Origin of the sequence: Shimia sp. R9_1 (assembly GCF_017743775.1) — a bacterium.
Classification (GTDB): domain Bacteria; phylum Pseudomonadota; class Alphaproteobacteria; order Rhodobacterales; family Rhodobacteraceae; genus Shimia.
Map to the genome: position 1 here is coordinate 12,450 of NZ_JAGHRN010000008.1, position 11,505 is coordinate 23,954.

At 51.5% G+C, this 11,505-nt stretch carries 12 protein-coding genes; 4 read left to right on the plus strand and 8 right to left on the minus strand.

Going from position 1 to position 11,505, the window contains the following annotated elements; translation table 11 throughout:
• Positions 1-6 precede the first annotated feature (6 nt).
• Both J7399_RS19335 and J7399_RS19340 read left to right on the plus strand, forming a co-directional pair.
• Positions 7-894 (plus strand): hypothetical protein, encoded by an 888-nt coding sequence (locus J7399_RS19335; protein ID WP_209089042.1) that lies wholly within the window; start codon positions 7-9, stop codon positions 892-894.
• Positions 895-1,035: 141 nt separating this feature from the next.
• On the plus strand, positions 1,036-1,350 hold the full coding sequence (locus J7399_RS19340; protein WP_209089044.1) for a DUF1289 domain-containing protein: 315 nt from the start codon (positions 1,036-1,038) through the stop codon (positions 1,348-1,350).
• Here J7399_RS19340 and J7399_RS19345 read toward each other — a convergent pair.
• Entirely contained in the window at positions 1,292-1,762 is a 471-nt protein-coding gene (locus J7399_RS19345) for a DNA starvation/stationary phase protection protein (RefSeq protein WP_209089047.1), read from the minus strand. The two genes, J7399_RS19340 and J7399_RS19345, sit on opposite strands and share 59 nt — an antisense overlap.
• 108 nt (positions 1,763-1,870) lie before the next feature.
• The gene (locus tag J7399_RS19350; protein ID WP_209089050.1) at positions 1,871-2,299 is read right to left on the minus strand and encodes a hypothetical protein; all 429 of its coding nucleotides are present in this window, start codon (positions 2,297-2,299) and stop codon (positions 1,871-1,873) included.
• A 1,272-nt stretch (positions 2,300-3,571) separates the two neighbouring features.
• Here J7399_RS19350 and J7399_RS19355 point away from each other — a divergent pair.
• Positions 3,572-5,593: a TonB-dependent receptor gene (locus J7399_RS19355; RefSeq protein ID WP_209089053.1), complete on the plus strand. Its 2,022-nt coding sequence runs from the start codon at positions 3,572-3,574 to the stop codon at positions 5,591-5,593.
• Positions 5,594-5,779: 186 nt separating this feature from the next.
• On the opposite strand, the gene J7399_RS19360 is transcribed toward J7399_RS19355, so the two are convergent.
• Entirely contained in the window at positions 5,780-6,259 is a 480-nt protein-coding gene (locus J7399_RS19360; protein WP_209089056.1) for a MarR family transcriptional regulator, read from the minus strand.
• A gap of 162 nt (positions 6,260-6,421) precedes the next feature.
• On the opposite strand from J7399_RS19360, the gene J7399_RS19365 reads away from it, so the two are divergent.
• Positions 6,422-6,679 (plus strand): DUF2218 domain-containing protein, encoded by a 258-nt coding sequence (locus tag J7399_RS19365; RefSeq protein WP_209089059.1) that lies wholly within the window; start codon positions 6,422-6,424, stop codon positions 6,677-6,679.
• Positions 6,680-6,699: 20 nt separating this feature from the next.
• On the opposite strand, the gene J7399_RS19370 is transcribed toward J7399_RS19365, so the two are convergent.
• From J7399_RS19370 to J7399_RS19390, 5 genes are all read right to left on the minus strand, one after another.
• Positions 6,700-7,458: an ATP-binding cassette domain-containing protein gene (locus J7399_RS19370; RefSeq protein ID WP_209089061.1), complete on the minus strand. Its 759-nt coding sequence runs from the start codon at positions 7,456-7,458 to the stop codon at positions 6,700-6,702.
• Positions 7,455-8,459 (minus strand): iron chelate uptake ABC transporter family permease subunit, encoded by a 1,005-nt coding sequence (locus J7399_RS19375; protein WP_209089064.1) that lies wholly within the window; start codon positions 8,457-8,459, stop codon positions 7,455-7,457. The genes J7399_RS19370 and J7399_RS19375 overlap by 4 nt, the downstream gene beginning before the upstream one ends.
• Positions 8,452-9,405, minus strand: a complete 954-nt coding sequence (locus J7399_RS19380; RefSeq protein WP_209089068.1) for an iron chelate uptake ABC transporter family permease subunit — start codon at positions 9,403-9,405, stop codon at positions 8,452-8,454. The genes J7399_RS19375 and J7399_RS19380 overlap by 8 nt, the downstream gene beginning before the upstream one ends.
• Positions 9,406-9,438: 33 nt before the next feature.
• Positions 9,439-10,350, minus strand: a complete 912-nt coding sequence (locus J7399_RS19385) for a siderophore ABC transporter substrate-binding protein (protein ID WP_209089071.1) — start codon at positions 10,348-10,350, stop codon at positions 9,439-9,441.
• A gap of 144 nt (positions 10,351-10,494) precedes the next feature.
• Positions 10,495-11,445, minus strand: coding sequence for an AraC family transcriptional regulator (locus tag J7399_RS19390; protein WP_209089074.1), 951 nt, complete (start codon positions 11,443-11,445; stop codon positions 10,495-10,497).
• Between the last annotated feature and the right edge of the window lie 60 nt (positions 11,446-11,505).

Sequence of the window (11,505 nt, forward strand, 5' to 3'; positions counted from 1 at the left end):
GCTCTGATGGACCTTGCTGTGGTTACGCAACTTGGACAGGACATTGAAGCCCTAGCACTACTTGGCACGCAATTTGATGACGTACTAATCACAACCCGCAATGAACACGCGCTGATTTCTGAGCGGGGTGGTTATGCCTCGTTGCAAACCACCGCAATGCCATTCCGAGTGAGTTCGCGTCGGGTATCTCTGCGTATTGATCCTATCGCGCCGTTGACGCTGTCCCGCAGTGCGATCAATTTTGATAAAAAGCTACCTGGCAGCATTGTTGCATCATCACCTTCAGACTCAATCCATCACCGCGTGCAATTTGTGAATGACTATGACGAACGCGTTGCGAAGTCCTTGGATCAAAATCCCACCTGCTATGCACCTCTAGACACAACGGATCATCCATCCGAGAATGTGGTGCCGTTGAATGCGGTGCGCCAAGCGCGGGTCAACTGGGAGTGTGGAGATGCTGGCATGCACCTAAATGACTTGCTGCGTTCAAATGGAGAATTGCGCCGCCAGTGTTTGCCATATTTGGGTGAAAACAAAGCTTGGCAGGTTTTGACGCCCGTCTTGCGCAGTTTCCTAACCTATCTCAAGGATCGCGAACTGCCTTTTGCAAGGATGGTCCCTTCTGGTGGCGTTTTGCAGGCCCAGTCTGGCGCGATAAAAAAGTTGGATCAATTTGGAGACGTTTGGATCATGGGAGATGGACGCTCCATGTTTACTTTGGATCTGAGTGGACTTCATGAGCTGTGGGTCATTGCGTCCAAGCACCATTGGCAACTCGAGCTATATTCCAAAGTTGGGAAATGCTTTGCTGTTTTGTCTTCCGACCCTTGGTCGGCCTCTGCATCATGGCGTGAAGTGCTTGCATCGCTGCCACGGCTAAGGTGCGATTGATTCAATTCAAATTGCTATTCACTTTTGTGAGACACGCCTCGGTGAAATGGACTATTTGCTTCTAAGCTACTATCGCCTCCAAGAGGCGTTATAAGCACTTCTGATAGCGTAGTTCTGCCACAGAAACAGCCGAGCACAGCCATGAGCAAGAAAATTCCGTCCCCTTGTATCGACGTTTGCAAGTTTCGCCGCGAAGGGCATTGCATTGGATGTTCGATGACGAAAGCGCAAAAGAAGCTCTATAAATCGATCAAGAAGCAGGAGCAGCAAGAGGCGTTTCTTCTGATGCTCACCTGCCAGCAAGCACAAATGGGCCGGTACACCCATTGGGAGCCGGCCTATCTAAAAAAGCTGAAGAAAAAGAAAGTCAGACTGGCAGAGAGCCTAACGCAGCGGTTTAGCGCAGGTGAGACCGCAGGAACCAGGCAAACTTCTCGTGAGTCTGACCACGGCTGATGCAAAGATCCTCGGTGAGCGTGTCACCCTGCTCAGCGGCCAATTCACCGCAGCCCGCGAGTGTCGCGGCGAGTGTTTCTTGAGCTTCCAGCATGATCTTTATCATCTCTTTGTCAGAGGCCTCACCTTCATGCTCGTTGATCTTAGAACGCTTGAGCATTCCTGCCAACGTTCCCTCAGCATGCGCATCAATCGCTTTGATACGCTCCGCGAGATCGTCCTGCGCTTCAAAATGATCTTCGTAGATTTTCTGAAATAGTTCGTGAAGTGGGCCAAAAGCCATGCCTGTCACGTTCCAATGAAAGTTCTGAGCGAGCATAGTTGTTATGGCAGTTTCTGCCACAGACTGGTTGAGGGCATTTGCAATGGCTGCGCGTGCATCGGTCGTGAGGTCAATAGCTGTCTGGGTCATCGGCTTACCTTTTCATCACTTATCCATATTTGTTCAACACGAACGAGTCGCGTCTTCCCATTCAAAATATCGGAACAACGCGCGATGCCAAGGGATTTTAGAATAATTCTAAATCTGATGAAATTGCTTGGAGATGGATCTTACTAGGTAAGCGAGATTGCGCTGTGTCCAGCGTGGAACACGCGACTGGATTAAAAACCAGAAACTGTCGTCGTCACCATTCTCCATCGTTTCAAACAGGCGACCAAGCCAAGCTTCATCAAAGGATAGCTCAACAGTTCCAGGTTGATAGAAAACGGGCCGATTTGAGACCGCCTGTTTAAAGCCACGCATAAGCGTTTCGGCATGACGCATGTCCGAATTTGCCGGATCAGCCAGCAAAAGTGCGCAGGCTTGTTCCAAATCCATGCGTGCTGCTGATCTGTTGCGGCGTGCGACCAACCTAAGATGGTTGATGATTTTCAAAGACCGTTCCGCAAGCTGTGGTGGGGCCGAAATGTAGGCTTTTTCTACCTTTTGGAGAGCAATGGCTTGCATGATTTGAGTTCACTTTGATCCTTGATAAGGCACCAGTCTTGCCATTCCTGACAATAGTTATAAGGATTGCGAACTGCAAGCCGTTGCTTGATCTTTCGTTGACTTCTTTGACTGCTAATCTGTCGTAAATCACAGATTTCAAGATGCTATTATCGCGAGATTTTTGGTTCAGATGTCTGAAAGAGTTTCGAGATACGAAAGTCCTGCTTCAGTAATTGATAAGGACTTCGGTAACGGAGCCATGCCATTTCGAAAGGACAAAAAGGTATAGTCTATCAAACCGGCCTCTTTCAATTCTGAAAGGGCGTCTCGTAATGGGGCGTTGATTTTCTCGCCAAACGACGCCGGAAAACCCACTGAATTAGGGTAGTGATCGGCGAGATAGCGCAGCAATTGCGTCAGAGTTGTTCTATCCAACAAGGAAGCTAAGCCCAAAACTCTTTCAGATTGATCGAAGAAAATTCGTTAGAAAAGTGTTTGAGCTTTTTGGACCGAAGTAAAGGGTCACTTAAGTGGGACCTTAGTACCGAGCAAAAATTTGTATTCATGTAAGTGAACACTTCAATTCAAGACGTTGTCATTACCTCGGTCTTTAATTTGTGAGCCGGCATCGATCCTTCGTATCCGTTCAGTAAAACAACTTTTCACAGGCAGAAACTGGTCGGTCCTAGAATCTTTTAAGATTTAGGTTCGCTGTCATTTGTTTTGAATGCTGCTCAGCTCACGCGATTAAAGTTGCACGGAAGGGTAAGCAATTCCGGTCTTTCATATTTGCCGCTGCCTGAAGCAGCGCGGTACCCTCCCAGGGTGCGATCGTGAATAGCCTATCTGAGTTTAAGTCGGAGCATTGGCAGTGACTGAGCTTTTGTACATGTTTGCTCTGCGAAGAGGGACGAGTGGAACTTTCTTTTTGAGTGCGACGTGGGACATCAGCTTGTCATACAAAACGGGTAGGTGGAACAATCGGTCTACAGTGCCAAACGACAGATGAGAGGTTTCACAATGCGCAGTTTTTTGTTGTAGAGCGGCGCATATCGACGGCCTCCAAAGCAGACGGTTCCTCACTTTGGCCCAAATTGCGGCTTGCTCCGGCACTTTGAGACTCGAGCAAGAGCAAGAAGAAAATTTTTGTAAGTTTATGAGGTATGTTTGTGGGACTTCATAACATGCACTTGCATGTTATGGGGGTTCACGGCTAATTGATTGAGACAAAGCCTCGCCAGCCCCGATTCAGGGCAAGCCCGCAAGAAACTCTGAATCTCGGGGAAGATCATGACCTCTTTGACTGCATTCTCGCGGTCCCGCCTGTTGTGCGGGACGGCCCTTTCGATTTTGGCTGTTGCACCAGCTCTGGCCCAAGAGGCGTCTCTTGTATCAGACGCAGATGGAGCACTCGACGCATATACTCTTGATCCAATTGAGGTTCGTAAACAGGATCCTCTAGGAGAAGCTGCGGATCGTGCCACATCGGCATATGTGTCTGAATCCGAATTGGAACGCGCCAGCATGGGCGATCTGCGGGACCTGTTTGCCGGAATTGCGTCTGTTTCTGTCGGTGGAGCGATCCCAGTGGCACAAAAGATTTTTGTGAATGGCGTGGATATGCTGAACCTTGCTGTGCAGGTTGATGGTGTTTCTCAAAACAACCGTGTGTTTCACCACGCCAGCGCAAACGCTTTCGATCCCGGCTTGATGCAAGCTGTCCGCGTAGACCCGGGTGTAGCTCCCGCAGACGCAGGTCCGGGTGCTGTTGCAGGGCGCGTGGTAATGGAAACCGTAGATGTCGACAACATTTTGCAAAACGGGGACAATTTTGGTGGTCAGACACGGCTCAGCTATTCCGACAATGGTGATGTTGCTGGTGGATCTTTGACACTTGCAGGACGCAGCAATGGGTTTGAAGTTCTTGCCTACGGTAAGCGCGTAACGGGCGGCGACTACGAAGATGGTAATGGCGATGTTGTGCTCGGAACCACGTCTGACATGAATGTTGGTTTGCTGAAATTCGCCTATCAATCTGATCAAGGTCACCGTGTCGAGCTTTCAGGTCAGCGCCTGACAGACACCGCGTTGCGCAACCGCCGGGCCAATTTTGGCAATGCGCCGTGGAACCCTCTCACCAACGTCTATGACACTGAACGCACCATTTATTCTCTGCGCTATGAGAATGTGCATGGCGGAGGCAATTGGGATCCTTCGGTGACATTGGGTTATTCTGAGAACGAGATCGGTAGCCTCACGCCAAGCGACAGCGCCATCGGCAATACCCGCTCCTATTCTGCGACACTTCAGAACCGGTTTCACCTGTCTGAAAATAACACAATCACCGCAGGTTTCGATTATCTGGATCAGAAAAGCGCTGCCAGTGGTGATTTCTGGGGCAACAATTCGCCGTATGAGAAAAGCCGTACCGTAGGGGTTTTCGCACAGGCCCGTCTTGAGCCTACGGATCGGCTGAATCTCTCGGCGGGCCTGCGGTATGATTGGAACTCCTTCACCGGGCAGGACTTTGCGCAAACAGGTTCGGCATTCAGCGAGGATTCTTCTGGCCTTAGCGGAAATCTCTCGCTGTCCTATGCCTTGACTGACACGCTTTCCTTGCGCGCCGGATACTCAAATGTATTCGGGGGATATGTGGTTGAGGACAACTTCCTGTTCTATCAGGCTTGGGATTACACCGGTTTGCAAGCGCGGCGTGGTGAAAACATCGTGGTCGGTGCTGATTGGAACTGGGGTGGTCTGACACTGGGCGGTGAAGTGTTCCGGACCAAAATCGACGACACGCGTGGATTGGTCCTGCCGGCGCAGAATGTCGTCAACAGTTATGATTTTGAATCCCGCGGATACAATCTGGGAGCGACGTATGGTTGGAGTAGTGGTTTTGCGCGTCTGACCTTCTCTGACAGCGAGAACTACGTGAATGGAGAGAAAGCTTCGAGCTTCTATGTACTCGACTCCGGTGCACCTCTTGGGCAGGTATTGTCTTTGCAGGTTCAACAAGAGTTGGCACAGCTCAACATGGTTGTCGGTGGGCATTTGGATGCGGCATTTACATATTCTCACAATGCGAATGAGGCCGATCCGGTAACAAAGCTGGAAGGTTACGAAGTGGTCAATGTCTTCGCAGAGTACCACCCGCCGAGCCTTGACAATGTCGTTATTCGGGCGAGCATCGACAACCTATTTGATCGAGCTTACGCAGATCGCGCAACCTACGGTGGGGACTATCCGGGCTTCCCAACTCTTAACGAGCCTGGCCGAACTTTCTCGATGGTTGCGACCGTCAAGTTTTAACGTAGGCTTCGATTTAACAATGCGCTCAAGCTTTGGACCTTAGATGTGCACAATGCTTGGGCGAATGATTGATGGATCTGCGTCGCTTATCTTAGCTGGAACCCTTGTTGGTCCCCGGCTAAGGTAAGAGGCGATTTTTTTGTTTATAGCAGCTTAGTTGAGGTGATACTTCGCCTGCTTGGGCTATCAGGCGAGCAGTTTCATCAGCAACCAAGATAGAGCGTAGGCCTCATCCGTGCTGAGATGAGGGCTGAGTTCTGAGCGCATGGCATCACCGTATGTCTGCCATATTTGCTCATGAGCACCTGATCCTTTTTCTGTAAGAAATAGGATCTGCTTGCGACGACCATCGGCGATGAACTCGCGTCGCAAAAAACCTTCTTTCTCTAGTCTGGAAACGTGTCGCGACAAAGCGTATTGCGGCACAGACAGTTTATCTTCGAGTGCAGACATTGGTTGGCCTGCAGCTCCTGAGCGTTCAACCTCCAATAAGATCTCAAACCATATTGGATCGTTTATCCCGCAAGATTTTAGGGCTTTTGTGATCTCAGGCAGCAGTTTGCGATGGACCCGCATGATGTTAAACCACGCACGATCATAAGCGACGTTTTCATCATCATCGCCAAAAAATACAAAATTCTCCGGCCGAAGCTCTTCGACTGCCATGGGCGTTACCTGTGTCTCGAAGGGGAATATTGCCCCGCTGACACTGTCATACTATAGTCGCCATCGCTAGAAAAGTTTCTGTGTTGGCAAGCTGTTACGCAATTGGATGCAATGAGTTTGAGGTCCTAAATGAGGGTTCGATCCGAGTTCCGCTCGCCTTGGGTGGCGCAGTATTTTTCGACAATGGTGAAGCACTTCTCTGAGAAGATTGATGTTGAGAGAACAGATGACACAGCAAAGCTGACGTTTGTGTGCGGCGTGGCAGATCTTGCGCTTCAAAAAGGCTGTTTGCGGATGGATATTACCTCGCCCACGAATGATGAGCTCATTCAAACTTGCGATGTGATAGAGCGCCACTTGCAGCGCTTTGCCTTTCGCGAAGCGCCTGAGCCGCTTGTTTGGGAAGCCGCTGGAGAGTGATCTGTCGGGTGGAAGGCGATCTAGCGGTGGTAATGAGCAAAATAATGCCCACCCATTGGCACAATCTCAATTGGCGTCTGGTAAAGATCTGAAAGCGCCTCAGAGGTGGCAACCTCTGCAGTCGGTCCGTCAAACACTATGGTACCGTCGCGCATTGCGACAATGTGATCAGCCCAAGCCAGCGTGAAATTCAGATCGTGCAATACGACAACCACGCTTCTGTTCTGCGCGTCTACTAGGTGGCGCAGATGTGCCATCAGACTGCGCCCGTGTTTCAGATCTAGGTTGTTTAGGGGCTCGTCAAGTAATAGCCAGTCTGTATCTTGGGCATGCGCCATTGCGATAAAGGCTCTTTGACGTTGCCCTCCGGAGAGTTCGTCGAGAAAGCGGCCACTTAGCTCTACAAGATCAAATAGCTCAAGAGCTGCGTCAATGGCTGCATAATCTGCCTGAACGAGCCGGCCTTTCGCGTGGGGCCAGCGTCCAAATCCAATGAGATCTATGACGCGAATGCGGCTGCCGACGTGAAGATGTTGAGCCACCGTTGCCAATCGACGTGCCTGGTCTTGCAGGTCTATGTTTTTCAAGGCGGCGCCATCGATATAAATATCGCCGGCTGTAGCGTCGAATTGGCGACCTATCGCATTGAGAAGCGTTGATTTTCCGGCGCCATTTGGGCCGATCAAGGCGGTTATTTTATTGTGCGGCAGGTGCGTGTTCACATTGGTGAGGATCTTGTGCCCAGCGATGGCATGAGAGAGATTTTCGATGGTGATCATGTGATTTTCCCTCTGGCCAATAGCACCAGAAAAAGAAGGCCGCCGGAGAATTCAATCACCACAGCGAGGCTGGAATTGAGGTTGAGTACGCGCTCAAAAACGGTCTGGCCGACAACCAGAATGAGGCCAGCGATCAAGCTAGCCGCAGGCAGGAGCAGGCCGTGGCGGTGTGAGCGTAGCAAAGTATGGGTCAGCGCCGTCACCAAGAGGCCTAGAAATGCAAGTGGCCCGACAAGTGCGGTTGAGACGGAAACAAGCGCAGCAATTGCTGCGAGCAGCTGGAGCTGGAGCCCGTCATAGCTTACACCAAGGCTGCGCGCGGTATCGCGTCCGAGTGCCAAAACGTCCAAAATCAGGTGCCGTCTGGCGATCCAAACGAAAATGGCCGCTGTGACAAGGCTGGCGATGAGCAAAGACTCCCGGTCGATGCCGCCGAACTGGGCAAACATATTGGATTGGACGATAGCAAATTCGGAAGGGTCCAGCAGTCTCTGAAGAAACCCAGAAACTGTGCGGAATAAGAGGCCAAAAATGACCCCTACCAACACCAGAAGCTGAATGTCTTGCTGTGCGCGCTTGAGCACTGCGGTGAAGATCAGGAGCGTTGCTGCGATCATCAGAGCGGTGTCAAACAAAAAGGTCGCAGTATTGGTCATATTCGGCAAAACCAGCATGCCCGACACAAATACCAACACTGTTTTCATAAGCAAGAAAAGCGCATCGAACCCCATAATCGTAGGTGTTAGGATGCGGTTGTTGGTGAGTGTCTGAAATAGCACTGTGGCAACCCCCACTGATGCGCCAACGCAGAGAAGTCCGCCGAGTTTAATAGCCCGAAGTTCCAGAATATAGCTTGAGCGCCATGCGCCGCCCCACAACATGAATACAAGACAGGCGACCGCAAGTGCGGCAAAGAGCGCCCAAAGATGATGATTTTTGAGCGCCGGTGTCCCCTGAGATGGTGGCAAGAACGTCTGATGGGGTGGTGAGGTATCAGGCATGGCTGCGACGTCCTAGCAAGAGGCTGAGAAACACAATGGCGCCAACGATCCCAAAGATCGTGCCTGCAGGTATTTCATACGGATGGCGGATCAAACGCCCGATCATGTCGCATATCAGCACCAACCCGGCACCCATTCCGGCAACCACTGGTAGGCTCTGGCGCAGATTGTCGCCCATCATGCGCGAGACAATATTTGGCACAACCAATCCAACAAATGGCAAAATGCCCACCGTAACAATGACGAGGGCTGAGACCATGGAGATAGTGGCGACACCGAGCGCAAGCACCTGTCCGTAACGCAGCCCGACGCTGACGGCCAATCCTTGTCCTAGGCCCGCGATGGTGAACTGATCTGCTGCAAAATATGCAATCAACGATAGAGCTCCCGCCAGCCACAGCAATTCGTAGCGCCCCGCAAGAACGCCTGAAAACTCGCCGCTCATCCAAACGCCGATGAATTGGATCAAATCGGTTTGATAGGCAATGAACGTCGCAACCGCGGATAATACACCTGAGTAAATCAAGCCCACGAGCGGCACGAGCAATGGTTGCTGTGGGGGCAGTTTGCGCGACAACTGCAGGAAACCGAGTGTTCCGGCAAGCGCTGCCAATGCGGCCGCGAGCATTTGTGCAAAAATTGGTAGGCCTGGCGCCAGAATAGTGACCGCTAAGAGGCCGATCATTGCTGCTTCATTAGTTCCAGTTGTTCCTGGTTCCACAAAACGATTGCGCACCAATAGCTGCATGATCACACCTGCGATGGCCATACTTGCTCCGGTTAGCAATGTTGCGAGAGTGCGGGGTAGTCGACTGATGGCAATCAAGTGCAGTACGTCTGGATCTCTCCAAAGGTCTGCAAGCGAGACGTCCTGTACTCCAATAAAGAGACTGCCGACCCCAAGGGCCAGCAATCCGCTTAGTGAGAGATAATACGCCTTGGCCATGTCTAGCGGTAGCCTGGGATGCGGAGAGAGAAGTTATTGTGCAGCGCCAAAGCCTTGCACAATTTCATCCAAAGTACGCAGAACTGATTGAATGCCGCCACCGGCGATGTAGACATCTGCGGCATTCAGATAGATCACCTGATTTTTGCTCCAAGCTGCAGTTTGGGCGACCAACGCATTGTCCAAAGTGGTTTTAGCGGATTGGTTTTCTTGCCCGATGGCTGCGGCGCGATCCACGACGATCATCCAATCCGGGTTGGCCTTGGCGATGAATTCAAAAGACACGGCTTCACCATGGGTTTGGGCGTCCACACCTTCAACTGTCTCCGGCAGTTCAAGGGCGCTGTGCAACCAGCCAAATCGGGAGCCTTTGCCATAAACCGAAATCTTGGGGCCATTGGTCAAAACAATCAGCGCATTGCCCTTGCCTTTGATTGCGGCTTTGGCTTCTGCCAGCTTGTCTGAGAAGGCACTCTCCAGCGCGGTCGCTTCGGCTTTCTTATCCATGATCTCGCCATAGCCACGCAGGCGTGCCAAAGCGGTTTCAACGTGGTCATCCCCCCAAATGGTCATATCCAAAGTGGGCGCAATTTCGGAGAGCGCTTCAAATTGTTTGGAAGAACGCCCGCCAGCTACGATCAGGTCCGGTGCCATGATGGCGATGGCTTCGAAGTCGGGTTCGAACAAGGTGCCTACAGGTTTTGCATGCTCGGACACTTCGCCAAGGTAACTTACATAGAGATTGGCAGGAACCCCGGCCAGCGGCACATCCAGAGCGTTCAGAGTGTCAACGGCCGCGATATCCAGCGCCACAATCTTGCTGGGAGATTGCTCTACGGTGGCATCACCGCGATAGGTTGGGATTGTAACATCCGCACCGAGCGCAGCAGAGCCAATGCAGATTGCGGCAACAGATAGGATCGGGCGAAAGAATGTCAAAGCCATTTAAAGCACCATGTCTAGAGTCAGCATAGAAAGTGTGGAGCTGGCTGTAGGCTGGCTTTATGATTTGCCGCGTAACTTAGATGCGATGCAACGCAGGGTCCAGAGGGCTTTTGTGATGACCTAATAGGTTTCTTTGCGGAGCCTTTAGTGGCCGCTGCGTATCTGAGAAGGTGCCATTTTATAGACCCGACGGAAGGCAGTGGCGAAGTTTGCTCCTGAAGTATAACCCGCCATGGCTGCCGCGTCTTCGATACTGATGCGATCTTGTTTCAGTGCGATGTAGGCCATTTCTAGTCTCAACGTCCGAATATGTGCGAGGGGCGCGCGACCGTAAACGGATTGAATTAACCGCCTTAGCCCAGATTGGCTAAGGCCGGCCTCTGTCGCAAGCGCGGTGAGGCTGGGGACTGGACCGGGTCGACGGGCTAGCGCTTCAATGCGACTTAATTGTATGGTCTCCCGTTTTGAGAGTGTCGAGTTTGTTGATTGATCAGAAAATCTCTCAAAGCTCTCTGCCACCAGTGCAAGTGCCATAGACTCGGCATGAAGCCGCGCCACTGGTGATGAAAATCTTGGCGTGCTCGCCAATGCTTCTAGCATCTTGATCTCTTGGGGCGATGCATACCATTCATGTCGCTGCATCGCCCCTGTCGGCGTTGCAATTGGCACGCACAGGCCATTCCTTTCGAGCCAATTGGGGGACATCTGGATACTGATTTTGCGTACGTACTCGCCGGGATCAGAACGGCGCCAGAACCTCTGTGTCTCTTCAATGGAGGTTAGTACCAGTTTCACCGCGCCACCTGAGGTATGGCCTAAGTTCATAGGTCGGTTGTCGAGCCGTGCGGCAGTTGAGCCTTCTAGGAAGCAGTGAAGTACTGTGCCAGGTTTTCTCTGTCCGTCAATGACATAGCTTTGATTGGCCGTAGCATTCAATGTGTGTAGTCCAAATCCGGGCTGTAATTGTAATGCCGTAACCGAGCCGTCAAAGATTCCAGATGCCGGGCGTTCAGTTTTGCCGAACCAATCCAGCTTGGGCTCAAAATGCATACCGTTTGACGTATTTCGAGATGCAGAACGTGGATGCTCGGTCATTCAGGGTTCCGATGATTGAGGAACGTTTCGTTGCTCGACAGCGCACGGTTTGAGCGTTTC